Raw genomic sequence first — 19,485 nt, 5'->3', positions numbered from 1 at the left:
TAATGGCTCGCGACTTACGATTCACGAGAAACATCGGTATCGCTGCCCACATTGATGCGGGTAAGACGACAACAACCGAGCGGATTCTGTACTATTCCGGTGTAAGCCACAAAATCGGTGAGGTGCACGAAGGTGCTGCCACGATGGACTGGATGGAGCAGGAGCAGGAGCGTGGTATCACAATTACCTCAGCTGCTACAACGGTAAACTGGGAATACCGTGCCCAGAAATACCACATCAACATCATCGATACCCCGGGTCACGTTGACTTTACGGTAGAAGTAAACCGCTCACTGCGTGTACTGGATGGTCTGGTGTTCCTGTTCAGCTCGGTTGATGGTGTAGAACCGCAATCAGAAACGAACTGGCGTCTGGCCAACAATTACAAAGTACCTCGTCTGGGCTTCGTAAACAAAATGGACCGTGCCGGTGCTGACTTCCTGAACGTAGTTAAGCAGGTTAAGGAAATGCTGGGTAGCAACGCCGTTCCGCTTCAGCTGCCAATCGGCGCCGAAGCAGACTTCAAAGGTGTGGTTGATCTGGTAAACTTCCGGGGCATCACCTGGAACGAGCATGACAAAGGCATGACGTTCACAGAGGTTCCTATTCCTGACGACATGCTCGACGAAGCCATTGAATGGCGCGGAAAACTGCTTGAAGCAGTAGCTGAAGTCGACGACACACTGATGGAAAAATACTTCGAGGATCCTGAGTCGATCACCGAAGATGAAATGCTGGCCGCTCTGCGCGAGGCGACGATCCAGATGAAGATCGTTCCTATGCTTTGCGGTTCTGCTTTCAAAAACAAAGGTGTGCAGACGATGCTCGATTACGTGATGGCGCTGATGCCTTCACCACTGGATCGGGATAGCATCATCGGTACAAACCCTGATACAGACGCCGAAATTACCCGTCGTCCAAGTGTAGAAGATCCGTTTACTGCTCTTGCGTTCAAAATCGCGACTGACCCTTATGTAGGTCGCCTTTGCTTCGTTCGGGCTTACTCAGGTGTACTGGAGTCAGGTTCTTACATCCTCAACAACCGTTCAGGCAACAAAGAACGTATCTCCCGTATCTTCCAGATGCACGCCAACAAGCAGAACCAGATCGAGCGTCTGGAAGCTGGTGACATTGCAGCGGTTGTAGGTTTCAAAGACATCAAAACAGGTGATACCCTGTCTGATGAAAAGAACCCGATCGTTCTGGAAGCCATGGTATTCCCTGATCCGGTTATTGGTTACGCTATCGAGCCTAAGAAAACAGCCGATCAGGATAACTTCTCTAAAGCGATCACTAAACTGATCGAAGAAGATCCTACCCTGAAAGTTGAAACTGACGAAGATACCGGTCAGACAATTATCCGTGGTATGGGTGAATTACACCTTGAAATCATCATCGACCGTATGCGTCGCGAGTTCAAGGTAGAAGTAAACCAGGGTGCTCCTCAGGTTGCTTACAAAGAGACACTGACGAAAAACTTCGAACACCGTGAGGTTTACAAGAAACAAACAGGTGGTCGTGGTAAATTTGCCGATATCGTGTTCGAAATCGGACCACGGGACGCAGAAGAAGATGGTACCACAAAAACCGGTCTTCAGTTTGTGAACGGAATCGTAGGTGGTGTAATTCCAAAAGAATTTATCCCTGCTGTTCAGAAAGGTTTCAACGAAGCAATGTCAAACGGTCCGCTTGCCGGTTACCCGCTTGATTCAATGAAAGTGCGTCTGTTCCACGGTTCATACCACGATGTTGACTCCGACTCACTGTCATTCGAATTAGCTGCCCGGACTGGTTTCCGTGAAGCTGCCCGTCAGGCAGGTCCGAAACTGCTCGAACCAATCATGGCAGTAGAAGTACTGACGCCGGACGAGTACACGGGTCCGATCACCGGTGACCTGAACCGTCGCCGCGGTATCATGAAAGGTATGGATACCCGTGCCGGTTCACAGGTTATCAAAGCAGACGTACCACTTTCAGAATTGTTCGGTTACGTAACAGACCTCCGTACAATCTCGTCAGGTCGTGCAACGGCTAACCTTACGTTCTCACACTACGAAGTACTGCCAAACAACCTGGCTGAAACTGTAGTTGCCAAAGCGAAAGGTACAATCAACGCGTAATAGCTGATTCGTTTATGCTTACTGACTCTCCGGAGTTGGTAAGCATAAATTTTAATAAGTACAATTGCCGGAGGAGTAAATGGTTCTTTCGCCGGTTAATTCCATAAACGTTTAACGAACCAAACAGAATGAGCCAAAAAATTCGCATTAAACTGAAGTCGTTCGACCACAATCTGGTTGACAAATCGGCTGAGAAAATTGTGAAGGCCGTTAAGTCAACAGGTGCTGTTGTGAGCGGACCAATTCCTTTGCCAACTGACAAAGAAATCTACACAGTTCTCCGTTCGCCACACGTGAACAAAAAATCACGGGAACAATTCCAGCTGTGTACGTATAAGCGTCTGGTAGATATCTATTCAACGAGCGCTAAAACGGTAGATGCCCTGATGAAACTGGAGCTGCCTAGCGGCGTTGACGTTGAAATCAAAGTTTAATGATAAATAATTGGCCAAAGGCCCGTTATTTTCAAGGCTGAATGGAGTATACCACTATCCGTAAGGTAGTGGTATATTTTTTTGTGTGTCAATGTTTTGCAATGAAAAAAAGATTGCATAATTTTGCACTCCGAATTAGTAGAGTCTCTTGTAACGACATAACCTGGATGAAGGTCTGGTCTCGTACTGGAAACCACATCTGACAACGTGCCAGTATAAGCCATAAGGCTAATACGGCATACAGCGGTCAGGTGTATTTCATACCTGGCTATTTTTTTGTCTGAAATGTTGAAAATCTGCAAGATACAGTTTGTAGTCCTGCATGATTCTCTCTAATTTTGCGGCTCCGTTTCGGCGGAGGTCAAATTTTTTAATTTTTCCTGCTTACAACAGTTACAAAACAAATGTCTGGTTTAATTGGAAAAAAAATCGGGATGACCAGCGTGTACAATGCGGACGGGCAGGCTCTGGCATGTACAGTCATTCAAACTGGTCCCTGTGTCGTAACCCAGGTTCGTACCACTGAGAAAGATGGGTATGAAGCGGTGCAATTGGGTTTCGGCGAAAAGAAAGAAAAGCATACGAACAAGCCGTTGCAAGGCCATTTCAAAAAGGCTGGTACAACCCCTAAGCGTAAGCTGGTCGAATTCAAAGAATTCACAACAGAATTCAACCTCGGCGACACTCTGCAAGTGGCCGATGTATTCGGAGAAGGAGACTTCGTAGATGTAGTTGGCACAGCCAAAGGCCGCGGATTCCAGGGCGTTGTGAAGCGTCACGGTTTCGGTGGTGTCGGTGGTCAAACGCACGGTCAGCACAACCGTCAGCGTCACCCTGGTTCAATCGGTGCCTGTTCATTCCCGTCACGGGTATTCAAAGGATTGCGTATGGCGGGTCGCATGGGCGGTAACCGCGTAAAGGTGCAAAACCTGAAAGTGTTGAAGGTGATGCCTGAGCAAAACCTGCTTGTTATCAGCGGGTCGGTTCCGGGTGCTAAAAATTCATTCGTAATTATTGAGAAGTAAGCGTCATGGAACTTATCGTATATAACAGCAAAGGCGAGGATACGGGAAAGAAGGTTACGCTGCCGGAAGACATTTTTGGTATCGAACCAAACGAGCATGCGATTTACCTGGACGTTAAGCAATACCTAGCTAATCAGCGCCAAGGAACGCACAAAGCAAAAGAACGTGCTGAGAATGCTCACTCAACACGCAAACTGAAGAAGCAAAAAGGTACAGGCGGTGCACGTGCAGGTAGCATCAAATCGCCGGTATTCGTAGGTGGTGGTACCATTTTCGGTCCACGTCCGCGGGATTATAGCTTCAAACTGAATAAGAAAGTTAAGCAGCTGGCACGCAAATCAGCACTGGCCGCTAAAGCTCAGGCAAATAGCATTTCCGTTATTGATTCAGTTGCCTTCGAGAAACCACGTACAAAAGATTACATCTCTTTCCTTGGTTCAGTATCTCTGGGTGCTAAGAAAACACTGCTCATCCTGCCAGACGTAGACTCAAACGTAGTCCTGTCGAGCCGGAACGTACAAAAGGCGAAAGTGGTTACTGCCAGTCAGGTAAACACATACGATCTGATCAATGCTGATCGTCTGTTGATTAGTGAAGAAGCGCTGTCGAAACTCCAAACACTTTTTGAGCAGTAATTATCATGAGCGTTTTAAAGAGACCGATTATAACGGAAAAGATGACAGTCTTGAACAAACAGGGCCAGTATGCCTTCGAGGTAGAACTGAAAGCCAACAAGTTTGAAATCAGCAAGGCTATCGAAAAAATGTACGGCGTGAACGTAGAAAGCGTTCGCACACTGCGCACGCTGGGTAAGACACGCAGCAAGAGTATCAACGGTCGGATTGTGACCGGTAAGACCTCAACTACCAAGAAGGCTATTGTGACACTGGCGGAAGGTGAAGTAATTGACATCTACGCAGACCTGTAAGCCGGAGGGCAATAACGGAATAAACAATCATGGGAGTTAAGAAATTAAAACCAGTAACGCCGGGTACGCGCTTCCGCGTAGCTCCGGACTTCTCGGAACTGACCGCTTCCAAGCCGGAGAAAAGCCTGCTGGAACCAATAAAAAGAACCGGTGGCCGTAACAGCCAGGGTCGTCGGACAATGCGCTACATCGGTGGTGGTCATAAGCGGATGTACCGTATTATCGACTTCAAACGGGACAAAACAGGCGTTCCGGCCGAAGTATTGACAATCGAGTACGATCCAAACCGTTCAGCACGTATCGCGCTGGTTCAGTATACAGACGGCGAGAAACGCTATATCATCGCTCCGCAAGGTCTGGCCGTTGGTAAAACGATCCAGTCAGGCGAAGGCTCTACACCGGATGTCGGGAACGCAATGCCACTGGCCAAAATGCCGATCGGTACCATCGTTCACAACATTGAGCTGCACCCTGGTAAAGGGGGCGCTATGGCCCGTAGTGCAGGAACGTATGCGCAGCTGGTAGGTCGTGAAGACAAATATGCTATCCTGCGTATGCCGTCAGGCGAAACACGTAAAGTATTAGGCGTATGCTTCGCTACTGTAGGTTCAGTATCGAATCCTGATCACATGAACTACACAATGGGTAAAGCCGGTCGTGTACGTTGGTTAGGTCGTCGTCCTCGTGTACGTGGTGTTGCTATGAACCCGATCGATCACCCGATGGGTGGTGGCGAAGGCCGTGCATCAGGTGGTCACCCACGCTCGCGGAATGGTCAGTTTGCAAAAGGCCAGAAAACGCGTAAGCCTAAGAATCAGTCGAATAGTTTGATCATTAGCCGACGGAAAAAGTAATAAATAGATGGCACGTTCACTAAAGAAAGGCCCGTATATAGATTTTCGTCTGGACAATAAAGTTCAGACGATGAACGACTCAGGCAAGAAGTCAGTAATCAAAACCTGGTCTCGCCGGTCGATGATCTCTCCTGATTTCATCGGTCACACGTTTGCCGTACATAACGGTAACAAGTTTATACCGGTATACGTAACGGAAAACATGGTAGGCCACAAGCTGGGTGAATTTGCACCAACCCGGAACTTCCGCGGTCACGTTGCAAAAAAAGACAAGGGCAAACGATAAACCAGGTGGGAGTCATTAACCGGTTGGCCCGCTAGCCGCTGATGACGCCCCTCACCACTCGAAAAAACATGGAAGCAGTAGCAAAACTGAGAAATGTGCCCACGTCGCCCCGCAAAATGCGCTTGATCGCTGACCTGATTCGTGGTCAGCGTGTAAGCCGGGCTCTGGGTCTCCTGAAATACCAGCCACAGGCAGGTGCCGCCGTTATGCAGAAAGTTCTTCTGTCGGCAGTAGCTAACTGGCAGCAAAAAAACGAAGACGTTAATATCGAAGATGCCGATCTGTTCATCAAAACGGTATTTGTTGATGGCGGTCCCGTGCTGAAACGTTTACGTCCGGCTCCGCAAGGTCGCGGACACCGGATCCGGAAACGGTCAAACCACATCACGCTGGTGGTTGATAGCGCAGACGTTGCAAACGACTACGAGGTAGAAACGGAAAAATCTGATAACGAGTAACACCGAATGGGACAGAAAGTAAATCCGGTAGGTCTTCGTCTTGGCATTGTTCGTGGCTGGGAATCAAGCTGGTATGGTGGCAAAGAATTTGCTGACAAACTGGTTGAAGACGAAAAAATCCGCAAATATATTGCAGCCCGTATTCCGAAAGGAGCGATTGCCCGGGTTGTTATTGAGCGTACTCTGAAACGCATTACGTTGACAATTCATACTGCCCGTCCAGGTATCGTTATCGGTAAAGGCGGTGGAGAAGTTGACAAGATCAAAGAAGAATTAAAGAAAATCACGGGCAAAGACGTCCAGATTAACATCTTCGAGATCAAACGTCCTGAAATCGACGCTAAACTGATCGGTGAAGCAATTGCCCAGCAGTTACAGGCTCGTATTTCATTCCGTCGTGCCATGAAGCAGGCGATCAGCTCTGCCATGCGCGTAGGGGCTCAAGGAATCAAGGTGAAATTGTCAGGTCGTCTGGGTGGTGCTGAAATGGCCCGTACAGAACAGTACAAAGAAGGTCGTGTTCCTCTGCACACACTGCGTGCTGATATCGATTACGCAATTTCTGAAGCTCAAACGATTTACGGTAAAATCGGTATTAAAGTTTGGGTATTCAAAGGCGAAGTATACGGTAAGCGCGATCTGTCACCAGCAGCGATGGCAAGTGCCGCTGCCGCCGGCGAACGTAGTGATCGTGGCGACCGTGGTGGTGATCGTGGTGATCGTCGCGGCCCTCGTGGCGACCGTGATGGCAACGATCGTGGCCGTGGCCGTAACGACCGTAACGACCGTGGCGGTAATCGTGGTGGTGGTAACAACCGTGGCGGTAACAACCGCGGTGGTGGAGCCGGCAACAACCGTGGAGGAGGTAATCGTAAATAAGTCGAAAGTCAGAAGTCAAAAGTTAACCGTCGTTTTTAACGATAATCATCTTTAGACTTTCGACTTATGACGCTAACATTCAAGAGAAATGTTACAGCCAAGAAGAACTAAGTTCCGTAAGCAGCAGAAAGGCAGAGTCAAAGGTCTTGCAACACGTGGTCACCAAATTTCTTTTGGTACATTTGCGATCAAGTCTCTGGAGCCAGGCTGGATTACGGCCCGTCAGATAGAAGCAGCCCGTATCTCAGTTACGCGGGCTATGAAACGCGAAGGCCAGGTCTGGATTCGCATTTTCCCGGACAAGCCGATTACTAAGAAACCGGCCGAAGTTCGGATGGGTAAAGGTAAAGGTGCTCCCGAATATTGGGTAGCGGTTGTGAAACCGGGTACCATCCTGTTTGAGGCAACTGGTGTGCCACTCGAAACAGGGATGGAAGCGCTGCGGCTTGCAGCTCAAAAATTACCGGTACGGACCAAGTTTGTGGTGCGCCGTGATTATCAGGAGCAAGAATAAGCCTAGCGTTTAGACACAAGTCATGAAAAAGGAAGAAATCAAGGCATTATCTGTCGAACAATTGCGCGAGCAAATCGCTGCAGAACAGGACCGGTTGTTAAAACTTAAGTTTGCCCACGCGGTATCACCTATCGAAAATCCGATGCGTATCCGTGAGAACCGCAAGCTTATCGCCCGTCTGAATACAGAATTAACGATCAAAACGCGCCAGGCTTAAATAGCGACTACGAATGGAAGAGCAAGCAAAACAAGATCAGCAGCCAACCGTAGAACGGAATAGCCGTAAAGAGCGGATTGGTCGTGTGGTTAGCAACAAAATGCAGAAAAGCATCACGGTTGCAGTAGACCGCAAAGTAAAGCATCCGATGTATGGTAAGTTTATGCACCGTACAAAGAAGTTCATGGCTCATGACGAGAATAACGAGTGCCAGATTGGCGACAAAGTGCGCATCATGGAGACTCGTCCGTTGAGCAAGAATAAGCGTTGGAGATTAGTCGAGATCATTGAAAAGGCGAAATAAGCCATGGTACAGCAAGAATCAAGATTGAGCGTAGCCGACAATAGTGGCGCAAAAGAAGTGCTCGTCATCCGCGTTCTGGGCGGTACGGGCAAGCGCTATGCATCGGTAGGCGACAAAATCGTAGTAACGGTAAAGCAGGCTTTATCGTCAAGCAATATGAAGAAAGGCACAGTCTCTAAAGCTGTTGTCGTTCGGACGAAAAAAGAAATTCGTCGTAAAGATGGTTCGTATATCCGGTTCGAAGATAACGCGGCCGTATTGCTGAACAACAACGACGAACCTCGTGGTACTCGTATTTTCGGGCCGGTTGCCCGCGAGCTGCGCGAGAAACAATTCATGAAAATTGTATCGTTAGCCCCGGAGGTATTGTAAGATGGAAAAGAAGACGACAAAACCCCGCCACAAATTTCACATTAAAACTGGCGATACAGTTTTAGTCATTGCCGGTAATTCAAAAGGCCAGCAAGGCGTTGTGAAACAAGTACTGGTTGAAAAAGAGCGTGCTCTGGTAGAAGGTGTTAATCTGATCACAAAGCACATCAAACCAACGGCTCAGAACCCGCAAGGGGAACTGGTAAAAACAGAAGGTTCGATTCATATCAGCAACCTGAAGTTGATCGATCCGGCTACCAAAGAAGCTACCCGTACGGGCCGTGCCCTGAACGACGCCGGTAAGTTGCAGCGGTACTCGAAGAAGACGGGTAAGTTTATTGCTTAATTCGTCGATGTATCATTCTTAAACGAGCGAAGACAGTGGCAACACCTAGATTAAAAGAAAAATATCTGAACGAAGTAGTCGCCCAGTTGCAGGACAAATTTCAGTATAAGTCGGTCATGCAAGTACCGCGTCTGACTAAAATTGTTATCAACAAAGGCATCGGAGCGGCAGTAGCTGACAAAAAACTGGTTGACGTAGGCGTTGATGAGCTTACACAAATCACAGGTCAGAAAGCCGTGGCAACGGTAGCAAAGAAAGCCGTTTCAAACTTTAAACTGCGTGAAGGCATGCCGATCGGAGCAAAAGTAACGCTTCGCGGAGATCGGATGTTTGAATTCCTTGACCGTCTGACTGCGGTAGCATTACCACGGGTTCGTGACTTCAAAGGAATCAACGATAAGGGCTTTGACGGTCGTGGTAATTACACGTTCGGTATCAAAGAACAAATTATCTTCCCGGAAATCAGCATCGATAAAGTGACGCGAATCTCTGGTATGGATATTACGTTTGTTACAACGGCGGGCTCTGATAACGAAAGCTATGAACTGCTGAAAGCACTCGGAATGCCGTTTGCAAGCAGCAAAAAGTAAGTAACCAACCCGGTAAAGACTTTAAAAAATGGCAAAAGAATCAGTAAAGGCACGTGAGCGGAAGCGCGAGAAACTGGTAGCTAAGTATGCTGCCAAACGTGCTGCATTAAAAGAAGCAGGTGACTATGCCGCACTCGACAAGTTACCGCGTAATGCATCACCCGTACGGCTTCACAACCGTTGTAAATTAACTGGCCGTCCTCGGGGCTATATGCGCAAATTCGGCATTTCACGGGTTACATTCCGCGAAATGGCCGGTGCAGGTAAAATCCCTGGTGTAACAAAAGCAAGCTGGTAAAAATCTGGCAGCGACAGTCACGCTAGCAAATTTTTATTTGTAGTTCTGTTTCCGTAATTTTGCAAGCTCTTTTAAAACAAGGGGTTTGCGAGCAACTCTCAAAGGAGATGAATACAGATCCAATAGCAGATTATCTGACGCGCGTCAGAAACGCCATCCGTGCAAAGCACCGGATTGTGGAAATTCCTGCATCCAACATAAAAAAAGAGATTACAAAAGTTCTGTTTGACAAAGGATACATTCAGAACTACAAGTTCGATGAAAACGGCCCGCAGGGTACGATCAAGATCGCACTTAAGTATAACCCGGTAACGAAGCAACCGGCTATCGTAGATCTGCAGCGCGTAAGCCGCCCGGGTCTTCGTCAGTACCGGTCGGCTGATAACCTGCCGCGCATCCTGAATGGCTTAGGTGTAGCCATTGTTTCAACTTCTAAAGGTGTTATGACCGATAAGGAAGCGAAAACACTGAACGTGGGTGGTGAGGTATTGTGTTACGTTTACTAATTCGTATTGAACAATGTCACGTATAGGTAAAAAACCAATTGCCCTGCCAAGCAACGTTACACTGACGGTCGACAAGAGCGTGGTGACGGTTAAAGGCCCTAAGGGTAGCTTGACACAAGCTATCGATCCTGATATCGAAGTAGCTGTAGAAGAAGGCCAGATTCAGGTGACACGTCCGACCGATCAGAAGCGTCATAAGGCTTTACATGGCCTGTATCGCGCACTGGTAAATAACATGGTTGTTGGCGTTAGCACCGGATACAAAACAGAACTGGAAGTAGTCGGTGTAGGGTACAAGGCGTCAGTAGCTAATAATGTTCTTGAATTGAACCTTGGCTACTCGCACAATGTTTTCCTGGCAATGCCTGACGAAATCAAGGTTACAGCCGTAACAGAAAAAGGTCAGAACCCTAAAGTAATCCTGGAAGGTATCGACAAGCAATTAATCGGCGACGTCGCGGCCAAAATCCGGTCACTGCGTAAAGTTGAGCCTTACAAAGGTAAAGGTATCCGTTTTGTTGGTGAGGTTATTCGCCGCAAAGCTGGTAAGTCTGCCTCTAAGAAATAAGTTTGATGTGTTTGAATGGGTACTTTATTTGTGTTATACAGCTAAAGTGCACGCATTCAAACGCTTCATTCCGGTAAAATAGATTTTTTGGCCGATTTGGTTGGAATCAAATAACATGGCACTTAAGAAAACAGAAAGAAGACAACGGATTAAATACAGCATCCGGGCAAAAATTTCAGGCACATCTGAACGTCCCCGCTTGTCAGTATTCCGTTCAAATAAAGCAATCTACGCTCAGTTAATCGATGATGTAGCTGGTCATACACTGGCTTTCGCTTCATCAAGCGAAATCAAGAGCGAAGCAAATGGCTTTACCGTTGAAACTGCAAAACAAGTAGGTCAACGACTGGCTGAAAAAGCGGCCGGTAAAAACATTACAGCTGTTGTGTTTGATCGTAACGGCTATCTGTATCACGGTAAAGTAAAAGCATTAGCTGATGGTGCCCGGGAGGGTGGCCTCAAATTCTAAGGTATGGTAACGAACGCAAGACCTTCTAAAGTAAACGAAGCGGATCTGAAAGAACGCGTAGTAGCCATTAACCGTGTAGCCAAAGTGGTTAAAGGTGGTCGTCGTTTTAGTTTCTCAGCAATCGTAGTGGTGGGCGATGGCAACGGTGTTGTCGGATATGGCCTGGGTAAAGCTAACGAAGTAACCGATGCAATCGCAAAGGGAGTTGAAGATGCTAAGAAAAACTTAGTGCAAGTACCTTTGCTGAAACATACTGTACCTCATGAAATGGAAGGTAAATTCAGCGGTGGTTTTGTACTGTTAAAGCCGGCTGCTCCTGGTACAGGTGTAATTGCCGGTGGTGCGATGCGTGCGGTACTGGAAAGTGCAGGCGTACGCGACGTATTGGCAAAGTCAAAAGGTTCGTCTAACCCACACAATGTGGTAAAAGCAACTATTGACGCTCTGAAAAAAATGCGGGCTCCTCACCAGGTTGCATTCCAGCGTGGTATTAGTCTTGCAAAAGTGTTCAACGGTTAATTCGTAAAAAACATGGCACGGGTACGTATTACACAGGTCAGAAGCACGATTGACCGTCCGCAAACGCAGAAAAATGCTATCAAGTCTCTGGGCTTAGGCAAGATTAACCGTAGCATCGAGTTAGAATATAACAATGCTATCGCTGGTGTGATCCGCAAGGTTCAACACTTAGTTAAAGTAGAAGAAATTTAAGTAAATTTGTGGTTCATGATCTATTCGGGACATCCCATAGATATGAACCACAATTTTCGATTACAAACCAGTAAAGAAATGAAATTAGAAAACCTCAAACCGGCTAAAGGTTCCGTTAGAGAGCGCAAGCGAGTCGGCCGTGGCCAAGGCTCAGGCATGGGTGGTACCTCTACCCGTGGCCACAAAGGTGCACAATCACGTTCAGGCTACAGCCGCAAGCTGAGCTTCGAAGGTGGTCAGATGCCATTACAGCGCCGTGTTCCTAAGTTTGGTTTCCGTAACCCGACACGCGTTGAGTATAAGCCAATCAACCTGGACAGCATCCAGACATTAGTTGAGAAGTTCGAGGCTAAGGTTGTTGATGTGGCGTTTCTGCAACAGCACGGTTTAGCCGGTAAAAAAGACCTGATCAAGGTTTTGAACCGTGGTGAACTGACAGTGGCTGTTGAAATCCATGCCCATGCTTTCTCAGCGACTGCCAAAGAAGCAATTGAAAAAGCAGGTGGTAAGGCAGTTGTTCCGACACAGGAAGCAGAGCAGAATCAATAAGTGAGCACGGCAACGGCCGGATACCTTTATGAACCGTTTCATAACCACTCTTAAAAATATTTTCGAGATTGAGGAGTTAAGAACACGTATTCTTAACACTCTCTTGTTTATCACGGTTTTTCGCCTTGGTACAGCTATTGTATTGCCAGGCGTCGATCCTAAGCGTCTGAATTTAAACCCGCAAGGTTTGTTGGGTTTGTTAGACACCTTCCTGGGTGGGGCGTTCAGCAAAGCGTCCATCTTTGCGTTAGGTATCATGCCGTATATCTCGGCTTCAATCGCTATCCAGCTTCTGACGCTGGCACTCCCGTATTTCCAGAAAATGCAGAAAGAAGGGGAGTCCGGCCGTAAGAAGCTTAATCAGATTACGCGTATTCTGACAATCTTTGTGACGGCAGTACAGGCAATGACCTATATCCGGACCACTATTCCGGCAGATGCATTACTGATCGATCGCGGATTGTTTACGATATCTTCTCTGTTTATTCTGACGGCCGGTACAATCTTCTGTATGTGGCTGGGTGAGAAGATTACCGATAAAGGTATCGGTAACGGGATTTCGATGATTATTATGATCGGTATTGTTTCCCGTTTTCCCGGAGCAATTGCCGGTGAAGCCATGTCACGTGGGTCAGCTCAGTTGCTCATCTTCGTACTTGAAATCGTTGCGCTGTATTTTGTCGTAATGGGTGCCGTTGTACTGACGCAAGCGGTACGCCGGATTCCTATTCAATATGCAAAGCAGGTAATCGGTAATAAAGTAGTAGGTGGTCAGCGCCAGTATCTGCCATTAAAGTTGAATGCCGCCGGTGTAATGCCGATTATCTTTGCGCAGGCGCTGATGTTTATCCCTACTTATGTGGCAAGCCTTTTTGCCGAAAAGAGTGATTTCGCGGCCGGCGTACAGAATGCATTCCAAACATATACAACCTGGCAGTATAACCTGCTTTTCGGTTTGTTGATTATCATCTTTACGTTTTTCTATACAGCGATCTCGGTAAACCCGAATCAAATCGCTGATGATATGAAGCGTAGTGGTGGCTTTATTCCGGGTGTCAAACCAGGTTTTGCTACTTCAGAATACATCGGTCTGGTTCTGGACCGTATTACATTACCAGGAGCTGTTATGCTGGCTATTGTGGCCATTTTACCAGCGATTGCTAACCTGCTGGGTATGACAACTGGTTTTGCACAGTTCTTTGGTGGTACATCCCTTCTGATCATGGTTGGTGTTGTGCTGGATACGTTGCAGCAAATTGAAAGCTATTTGTTAATGCGACGCTACGAAGGCTTAATGAAATCCGGCCGTATTCAGGGTCGGACAGAAACAGTAGCAGCATAATGTTTCGTAAAAGCACGATGATTAATCTCCGGAGTGAAGAAGAGATTGCTCTGATAAAACAAAGCGCTCAGGTGTTGGGTCGTGCACATGCGGAGGTTGCCAAACTGGTTCGGCCTGGAATTAGCACGAAGGAACTTGACACCGTAGCTGAAACGTTTATTAGAGATAACGGTGGTGAACCGTCATTTAAAGGCTACAATAAATTCCCGGCGTCGCTCTGTATTTCAGTCAATGATGTAGTCGTGCATGGCATACCAGGGCGTTATGAGTTACGTGACGGTGATATTATCTCAATCGATTGCGGTGTGAAGCTTCACGGTTTTCATAGTGATAGTGCTTACACCTATCCGGTAGGAGAAGTAAATGCCGGTGTACGCAAGCTGTTATCGCGGACGAAAGAATCGCTTTATATAGGTCTGTCGAAGGCCGTTGAGGGAGGAAATGTCGGTGATATCGGGTATGCGGTACAAACGTATGCAGAACGTTTCGGATATTCGGTAGTACGGGAACTCGTAGGGCATGGTGTGGGCAAAGACCTGCATGAAGCGCCGGAAGTACCAAACTACGGGAGAAAAGGCCAGGGACCGAAACTAAAAGAAGGCATGGTATTGGCAATTGAGCCGATGATCAATTATGGTAAAAAAGCAATCGTTCAGGAGCGTGACGGATGGACAATTCGTACGGCTGACCGGAAGCCTTCCGCCCATTTTGAACATACGGTTCTGGTTCGCAAAGGTAAACCTGAAATTTTAACAACTTTCGAGTATATCGAAGCGGTTACCGCCAACACCAGTCTGATGATTGACATGAACCATGTAGTGACGGCTTAAAATCAGCTATGGCTAAACAGTCTTCTATTGAACAGGATGGTGTAATCTTAGAGGCATTATCGAATGCAATGTTCCGCGTAGAACTCGCAAACAAGCATGAAGTAATTGCTCACATTTCTGGTAAGATGCGCATGAATTACATCAAAATTTTACCAGGTGATCGCGTTAAGTTAGAGATGTCGCCTTATGACTTAAGTAAGGCGCGAATTGTGTACCGATACAAATGATTTACGCATTACGGATTGCGAATGACGGCACAAACCGTATGGCGTAGTTCTAAAATCGTAAATCGTAAAACGTAAATCGAAATGAAAGTTAAGGCGTCTATCAAAAAACGTAGCGAGGATTGCATTGTCATCCGCCGGAAAGGTAAGCTCTACGTGATTAACAAGAAGAACCCAAGATACAAGCAAAGACAAGGTTAATTATTTATGGCACGTATTGCAGGTGTTGATATTCCAGACCGTAAACGTGGTGAGATCGCTCTCACGTACATCTACGGAATTGGCCGGAGCACAGCTCAGAAAATCCTTTCTGAAGCCGGTATTAGCTTCGATAAGAAAGTAAGCGAGTGGACGGATGAAGAATCTGGCGCAATTCGTACGATCATTAGCAACGAACATAAAGTTGAAGGTGCTCTGCGTTCAGAAATTCAGTTAAGCATCAAGCGACTGATGGACATCGGTTGCTATCGTGGTCTCCGTCACCGGAAAGGGCTGCCAGTTCGTGGTCAGCACACTAAGAACAACTCACGTACGCGGAAGGGTAAGCGTAAAACAGTTGCTAACAAGAAGAAAGCAACTAAGTAACAGTTAACAGTTTCCTCTTTACAGCAGCCAGTTTAGTCGTGAGATTATGCTGCAGGGCTGTAAACCGAAACTCTGAAAACAATGGCTCAAGCAAAACGCAAAGACAAAGCGAAAAAGCGGATAGTAGTTGTAGAATCGGTTGGTCAGGTACATATCAAGGCCTCCTTCAACAACATTATCATTTCGATTACCAACATGAACGGCCAGGTTATTTCCTGGGCATCAGCAGGTAAAATGGGCTTTAAAGGCTCAAAGAAAAATACGCCTTATGCTGCACAAACAGCTGCCCAGAACTGTGCGGCTGTCGCTCATGAATTAGGTATGCGGAAGGCTGAAGTATTCGTAAAAGGCCCTGGCGCCGGTCGCGAATCAGCAATCCGTACTATCCAGAATTCAGGAATCGAAGTAACTACAATCCGCGATATCACCCCGCTACCACACAATGGTTGCCGGCCGCCCAAGCGCCGTCGCGTTTAAAAACGGGTGAAATGAATACGGGCAGGCGACATTTGGTTGTGTCTGTTCATGTTCCACAGTTATTCTTTCATTTAACGAATGGCACGTTATACAGGCCCTAAGGCCAAAATCGCGCGCAAGTTTGGTGAGCCAATCCTCGGCCCGAGCAAAGCGCTTCAAAAGAAAAATTACGCTCCAGGTATGCATGGACGCGGCCGTAAGCGGAAGCAGTCGGAATACGCGCTCCAATTGATGGAGAAACAAAAAGTAAAATATATCTACGGTATCCTGGAGCGCCAGTTCCGCGCACTGTTCCACCGCGCTGCCATTAAAGAAGGCATTACCGGTGAAAACATGCTGAAGCTTTGCGAAGCTCGTCTGGATAACACGGTTTACCGTTTAGGTATCGCCCCAACTCGTCGGGCTGCCCGTCAGCTGGTTACACACAAGCACATCGTAGTAGATGGTGAAGTGGTAAACATCCCGTCTTACTCACTGAAACCAGGCCAGGTTGTTAGCGTTCGGGAAAAATCAAAATCACTGGAAGCTATCACAGATAGCCTTTCTGCCCGCAATGCAAAACGCTACAACTGGGTTGAATGGGATTCACAGGAGCTGTCAGGTAAGTTCATTAGCTACCCTGACCGCGATCAGATCCCTGAAAACGTTAACGAGCAGTTGATCGTCGAATTGTATTCGAAGTAATCACGTTGGCAGAACTCGTCCTTGGGTTCTGCCGACTTTTGCATATATCGGGTAATCTACTCCTTTGGCAGGCGAACTGCTCTAAAAAATACGAAACGTATGTCAATCTTAGCGTTCCAAATGCCCGATAAAGTCGTCGTTGAAAAAGCAAACGACTTTCACGGAGTATTTGAATTTAAACCCCTCGAAAAAGGGTACGGTGTAACGATTGGGAATGCTCTCCGGCGTATTCTGCTTTCGTCGCTGGAAGGCTACGCCATTACGAGTGTGAAATTCCCTGGCGTATTGCACGAGTTTTCATCAATCGAAGGTGTTGTTGAAGACGTGACAGAAATAATTCTGAACCTCAAAATGGTGCGGTTCAAGAAGATTTCTGATATGGTAGACAACAAGATCTCGGTACATATTAAAAATCAGGCAACGCTGTCAGCTGGAGATATCAGCCGCTTTACGTCGTCTTTTGAGGTTCTGAATCCGGAGCTCGTTATCTGTAATATCGATGACACACGCGACCTGGAGATGGAAATTTATGTAGAGAAAGGACGGGGCTACGTACCAGCGGATGAGCCACGGGCAAATGAACTGTCGTTTGGTCACATTCCGATTGACGCGATCTATACGCCGATCAAGAATGTGAAGTACAGCGTAGAAAACACACGGGTTGAACAAAAGACGGACTACGAACGCTTAATTCTGGATATCGAAACGGATGGCTCGATCCACCCTGAAGATGCCCTGAAAGGCGCTGCCAATATTCTGATTCAACACTTCATGTTGTTCTCTGACCAGACCATGACATTTGAAACAACAAAACCTGAAGAGGATAATGTTGTGGATGAAGAGATGCTGCACATGCGTAAACTCCTGAAAACGCCGCTTGCAGATCTTGACTTGTCAGTACGGGCATACAACTGTCTTAAGTCAGCTGACGTACGTACGTTGGGTGACCTTGTAAAACTGGAAATATCAGACATGATGAAGTTCCGCAACTTCGGTAAGAAGTCACTGACGGAGCTTGAACAACTGGTAGCTGAAAAAGGTCTGACATTCGGAATGGATGTCGCAAAATATCGTTTAGACGAAGAATAAAATTGGTTCTGTGTTTTGAGTACTGCGTGCTGAGTCATGGTAAACGCAGACACAGAACCCAGGACGCAGAACAATCAAAACAATGAGACACGGTAAAAAAGATAATCACCTGAGCCGTACGCACTCGCACCGCGGAGCGTTGCTTACTAACCTGGCGTCTTCGTTGATCCTGCACAAGCGCATTGAGACAACGTTGGCCAAGGCGAAAGAACTGCGGAAGTACGTAGAGCCAATCCTGACCCGGGCGAAAGATGATACCTACCAAAATCGTCGGGTTGTATTCCAATACTTAAATAACAAAGAGACGGTAAAAGAATTGTTCGGCGTAGTAGCTGACAAAATCGCTGACCGTCCCGGCGGATATACGCGCATCATCAAACTGGGTAACCGTGCCGGTGATAACGCTGAAACTTGTCTGATCGAGCTCGTTGACTTCAACGAAACACTGCTCGCTGCCGCTGCTGAACAAAAAGCGACGCGTACACGCCGTAGCCGTCGTGCTGGTAAAAAAGCTGAAACAGCTGAAGCGACTGCTGCCCCTGCAGTTGAAGCCGCCGCTGAAGAAGCTCCTGCGGCTGAAGCACCGGCAGAAGACGCACAAAACGAATCATCTGAGGAACCGAAGCAAAGCTAATGACGTTCTTCATTTGCATATCATAAAGGGGTTAACCGTTAGGGTTAGCCCTTTTTTTTAACCCTCAAAACAAGTAAACCATAGATGAAAAACCCTCAGCAACGGGAAGCCCTACTGGTATTGCAGGATGGCTCGGTGTTCAAAGGTTTAGCGTTAGGAAAAATCGGGACAGCCGGTGGCGAGATTTGCTTTAATACAGGGATGACTGGATACCAGGAAATCTACACAGATCCTTCGTATTACGGCCAGGTGATTGTGAATACCACATCACACATCGGTAATTACGGCATTCAGCTGAAAACGGAAGAAGAATCAGGCGGCGTGAAAATCCGGGGAATGGTATGTAACTTTTTCTCGCAGATTCACTCGCGCCATCTGGCCGACGGTTCTTTGCAGGACTATTTTGAGCGCGCAAATATTGTCGGTATTCATGGCGTGGACACGCGTGAGATCGTTCGTCATATCCGGAACAAAGGGGTGATGAACTGTATTATCTCCTCGGAAATCCTGGATCCGGCATTATTGATGGCCGAATTAAATCGTGTACCGGATATGGAGGGCCTTGAACTTTCATCGGAGGTTTGTACACAGGAAATTTATGAGACCGGTCAGGAAGATGCCCGTTTTAAAGTGGCTGTTCTGGATCTTGGTATCAAAAAGAGTATTCTGACCAATCTGACAGATCGTGGTGCTTACTGCAAGGTTTTCCCTGCCAAAACACCGTTTGAAGAACTGGCAGCCTGGAATCCGGATGGGTTCTTTATATCGAATGGCCCCGGTGACCCGGCCGCGATGCCATACGCAGTAGAGACCGTAAAACAAGCCGTAAATACAGAAAAACCGCTTTTCGGCATTTGCCTGGGCCATCAGATTCTGTCGCTGGCCAGCGGTATTTCAACTTATAAAATGCACAACGGCCACCGTGGTCTGAACCATCCGGTCAAAAACCTGATCACGGGTCGTTGCGAAGTGACGTCGCAGAACCACGGTTTTGCCGTAAAAGGAGATGAAGTTCAGGATCACGCTCATGTGGAAGTTACCCACGTGAACCTGAATGATAAAACGATTGAAGGGATTCGCCGCAAAGATAAACCGGCGTTCTCGGTGCAGTATCACCCGGAGGCGTCTCCCGGACCGCACGATTCGCATTATCTGTTCGAAGACTTCATTAAGATGATGTAATCAGAAAGCC

General features: G+C 47.3%; 32 protein-coding genes. All 32 read left to right on the top strand.

Going from position 1 to position 19,485, the window contains the following annotated elements; genetic code table 11:
- Positions 1-2 precede the first annotated feature (2 nt).
- The 32 genes from fusA to carA all read left to right on the top strand — a co-directional run bounded on the left by fusA (position 3) and on the right by carA (position 19,475).
- The gene (gene fusA, locus BLX24_RS12745; protein ID WP_071503517.1) at positions 3-2,120 is read left to right on the top strand and encodes an elongation factor G; all 2,118 of its coding nucleotides are present in this window, start codon (positions 3-5) and stop codon (positions 2,118-2,120) included.
- A gap of 128 nt (positions 2,121-2,248) precedes the next feature.
- A complete protein-coding gene (gene rpsJ / locus BLX24_RS12740; protein ID WP_071503516.1) occupies positions 2,249-2,554 on the top strand; it encodes a 30S ribosomal protein S10 in 306 nt (101 codons plus the stop codon).
- 404 nt (positions 2,555-2,958) lie between these two features.
- A complete protein-coding gene (gene rplC, locus BLX24_RS12735; protein ID WP_071503515.1) occupies positions 2,959-3,579 on the top strand; it encodes a 50S ribosomal protein L3 in 621 nt (206 codons plus the stop codon).
- A gap of 5 nt (positions 3,580-3,584) precedes the next feature.
- Positions 3,585-4,214, top strand: coding sequence for a 50S ribosomal protein L4 (rplD, locus tag BLX24_RS12730; protein WP_071503514.1), 630 nt, complete (start codon positions 3,585-3,587; stop codon positions 4,212-4,214).
- Between the two features lie 5 nt (positions 4,215-4,219).
- Positions 4,220-4,507, top strand: coding sequence for a 50S ribosomal protein L23 (gene rplW, locus BLX24_RS12725; RefSeq protein WP_071503513.1), 288 nt, complete (start codon positions 4,220-4,222; stop codon positions 4,505-4,507).
- A 29-nt stretch (positions 4,508-4,536) separates the two neighbouring features.
- Positions 4,537-5,361 carry a 50S ribosomal protein L2 gene (gene rplB, locus BLX24_RS12720; protein WP_071503512.1) on the top strand — a complete coding sequence of 275 codons (825 nt, stop codon included), beginning with the start codon at positions 4,537-4,539 and terminating at the stop codon, positions 5,359-5,361.
- A gap of 7 nt (positions 5,362-5,368) precedes the next feature.
- On the top strand, positions 5,369-5,647 hold the full coding sequence (gene rpsS, locus BLX24_RS12715) for a 30S ribosomal protein S19 (protein ID WP_071503511.1): 279 nt from the start codon (positions 5,369-5,371) through the stop codon (positions 5,645-5,647).
- 68 nt (positions 5,648-5,715) lie between these two features.
- Positions 5,716-6,105 carry a 50S ribosomal protein L22 gene (rplV, locus tag BLX24_RS12710; RefSeq protein WP_071503510.1) on the top strand — a complete coding sequence of 130 codons (390 nt, stop codon included), beginning with the start codon at positions 5,716-5,718 and terminating at the stop codon, positions 6,103-6,105.
- A 6-nt stretch (positions 6,106-6,111) separates the two neighbouring features.
- Entirely contained in the window at positions 6,112-6,984 is an 873-nt protein-coding gene (gene rpsC / locus BLX24_RS12705; RefSeq protein WP_071503509.1) for a 30S ribosomal protein S3, read from the top strand.
- Between the two features lie 88 nt (positions 6,985-7,072).
- Positions 7,073-7,498, top strand: a complete 426-nt coding sequence (rplP, locus tag BLX24_RS12700; RefSeq protein ID WP_071503508.1) for a 50S ribosomal protein L16 — start codon at positions 7,073-7,075, stop codon at positions 7,496-7,498.
- 22 nt (positions 7,499-7,520) lie between these two features.
- A complete protein-coding gene (gene rpmC, locus BLX24_RS12695) occupies positions 7,521-7,715 on the top strand; it encodes a 50S ribosomal protein L29 (protein ID WP_071503507.1) in 195 nt (64 codons plus the stop codon).
- A 13-nt stretch (positions 7,716-7,728) separates the two neighbouring features.
- Positions 7,729-8,019, top strand: coding sequence for a 30S ribosomal protein S17 (gene rpsQ, locus BLX24_RS12690; protein WP_071503506.1), 291 nt, complete (start codon positions 7,729-7,731; stop codon positions 8,017-8,019).
- A gap of 3 nt (positions 8,020-8,022) precedes the next feature.
- Positions 8,023-8,391: a 50S ribosomal protein L14 gene (gene rplN / locus BLX24_RS12685; RefSeq protein WP_071503505.1), complete on the top strand. Its 369-nt coding sequence runs from the start codon at positions 8,023-8,025 to the stop codon at positions 8,389-8,391.
- A gap of 1 nt (position 8,392) precedes the next feature.
- Positions 8,393-8,737 carry a 50S ribosomal protein L24 gene (rplX, locus tag BLX24_RS12680; RefSeq protein WP_071503504.1) on the top strand — a complete coding sequence of 115 codons (345 nt, stop codon included), beginning with the start codon at positions 8,393-8,395 and terminating at the stop codon, positions 8,735-8,737.
- A gap of 35 nt (positions 8,738-8,772) precedes the next feature.
- The gene (gene rplE, locus BLX24_RS12675; protein ID WP_071503503.1) at positions 8,773-9,327 is read left to right on the top strand and encodes a 50S ribosomal protein L5; all 555 of its coding nucleotides are present in this window, start codon (positions 8,773-8,775) and stop codon (positions 9,325-9,327) included.
- Between the two features lie 28 nt (positions 9,328-9,355).
- Positions 9,356-9,625, top strand: a complete 270-nt coding sequence (gene rpsN / locus BLX24_RS12670; protein WP_071503502.1) for a 30S ribosomal protein S14 — start codon at positions 9,356-9,358, stop codon at positions 9,623-9,625.
- Between the two features lie 107 nt (positions 9,626-9,732).
- The gene (gene rpsH, locus BLX24_RS12665) at positions 9,733-10,131 is read left to right on the top strand and encodes a 30S ribosomal protein S8 (RefSeq protein ID WP_071503501.1); all 399 of its coding nucleotides are present in this window, start codon (positions 9,733-9,735) and stop codon (positions 10,129-10,131) included.
- Positions 10,132-10,144: 13 nt separating this feature from the next.
- Positions 10,145-10,699: a 50S ribosomal protein L6 gene (gene rplF, locus BLX24_RS12660; RefSeq protein ID WP_071503500.1), complete on the top strand. Its 555-nt coding sequence runs from the start codon at positions 10,145-10,147 to the stop codon at positions 10,697-10,699.
- A gap of 115 nt (positions 10,700-10,814) precedes the next feature.
- Positions 10,815-11,168 carry a 50S ribosomal protein L18 gene (rplR, locus tag BLX24_RS12655; protein ID WP_071503499.1) on the top strand — a complete coding sequence of 118 codons (354 nt, stop codon included), beginning with the start codon at positions 10,815-10,817 and terminating at the stop codon, positions 11,166-11,168.
- A gap of 3 nt (positions 11,169-11,171) precedes the next feature.
- Positions 11,172-11,687, top strand: a complete 516-nt coding sequence (gene rpsE, locus BLX24_RS12650) for a 30S ribosomal protein S5 (RefSeq protein ID WP_071503498.1) — start codon at positions 11,172-11,174, stop codon at positions 11,685-11,687.
- 12 nt (positions 11,688-11,699) lie between these two features.
- Positions 11,700-11,879 (top strand): 50S ribosomal protein L30, encoded by a 180-nt coding sequence (gene rpmD, locus BLX24_RS12645; RefSeq protein ID WP_071503497.1) that lies wholly within the window; start codon positions 11,700-11,702, stop codon positions 11,877-11,879.
- Between the two features lie 78 nt (positions 11,880-11,957).
- A complete protein-coding gene (rplO, locus tag BLX24_RS12640) occupies positions 11,958-12,428 on the top strand; it encodes a 50S ribosomal protein L15 (RefSeq protein ID WP_071503496.1) in 471 nt (156 codons plus the stop codon).
- A 28-nt stretch (positions 12,429-12,456) separates the two neighbouring features.
- Positions 12,457-13,770 carry a preprotein translocase subunit SecY gene (secY, locus tag BLX24_RS12635; RefSeq protein ID WP_071503495.1) on the top strand — a complete coding sequence of 438 codons (1,314 nt, stop codon included), beginning with the start codon at positions 12,457-12,459 and terminating at the stop codon, positions 13,768-13,770.
- 17 nt (positions 13,771-13,787) lie between these two features.
- The gene (gene map / locus BLX24_RS12630; protein WP_071503586.1) at positions 13,788-14,600 is read left to right on the top strand and encodes a type I methionyl aminopeptidase; all 813 of its coding nucleotides are present in this window, start codon (positions 13,788-13,790) and stop codon (positions 14,598-14,600) included.
- Positions 14,601-14,608: 8 nt separating this feature from the next.
- Positions 14,609-14,827, top strand: a complete 219-nt coding sequence (infA, locus tag BLX24_RS12625) for a translation initiation factor IF-1 (protein ID WP_071503494.1) — start codon at positions 14,609-14,611, stop codon at positions 14,825-14,827.
- Between the two features lie 81 nt (positions 14,828-14,908).
- Complete coding sequence (gene ykgO / locus BLX24_RS12620; protein ID WP_009284800.1) at positions 14,909-15,025, top strand: type B 50S ribosomal protein L36; 117 nt, start codon at positions 14,909-14,911, stop codon at positions 15,023-15,025.
- A gap of 6 nt (positions 15,026-15,031) precedes the next feature.
- A complete protein-coding gene (gene rpsM / locus BLX24_RS12615) occupies positions 15,032-15,409 on the top strand; it encodes a 30S ribosomal protein S13 (RefSeq protein WP_071503493.1) in 378 nt (125 codons plus the stop codon).
- An 81-nt stretch (positions 15,410-15,490) separates the two neighbouring features.
- Positions 15,491-15,886 carry a 30S ribosomal protein S11 gene (gene rpsK / locus BLX24_RS12610; RefSeq protein WP_071503492.1) on the top strand — a complete coding sequence of 132 codons (396 nt, stop codon included), beginning with the start codon at positions 15,491-15,493 and terminating at the stop codon, positions 15,884-15,886.
- A 78-nt stretch (positions 15,887-15,964) separates the two neighbouring features.
- On the top strand, positions 15,965-16,570 hold the full coding sequence (rpsD, locus tag BLX24_RS12605; RefSeq protein WP_071503491.1) for a 30S ribosomal protein S4: 606 nt from the start codon (positions 15,965-15,967) through the stop codon (positions 16,568-16,570).
- Positions 16,571-16,669: 99 nt separating this feature from the next.
- Positions 16,670-17,659, top strand: coding sequence for a DNA-directed RNA polymerase subunit alpha (locus BLX24_RS12600; RefSeq protein WP_071503490.1), 990 nt, complete (start codon positions 16,670-16,672; stop codon positions 17,657-17,659).
- 82 nt (positions 17,660-17,741) lie between these two features.
- Positions 17,742-18,293 (top strand): 50S ribosomal protein L17, encoded by a 552-nt coding sequence (gene rplQ, locus BLX24_RS12595; protein WP_071503489.1) that lies wholly within the window; start codon positions 17,742-17,744, stop codon positions 18,291-18,293.
- Between the two features lie 84 nt (positions 18,294-18,377).
- The gene (gene carA, locus BLX24_RS12590) at positions 18,378-19,475 is read left to right on the top strand and encodes a glutamine-hydrolyzing carbamoyl-phosphate synthase small subunit (protein ID WP_071503488.1); all 1,098 of its coding nucleotides are present in this window, start codon (positions 18,378-18,380) and stop codon (positions 19,473-19,475) included.
- Positions 19,476-19,485: the final 10 nt, after the last annotated feature.

It is taken from the genome of Arsenicibacter rosenii (genome assembly GCF_001870735.1).
In the GTDB taxonomy this organism is placed as follows: Bacteria; Bacteroidota; Bacteroidia; order Cytophagales; family Spirosomataceae; genus Arsenicibacter; species Arsenicibacter rosenii.
This window is presented reverse-complemented; position numbering and strand designations above follow the sequence as displayed.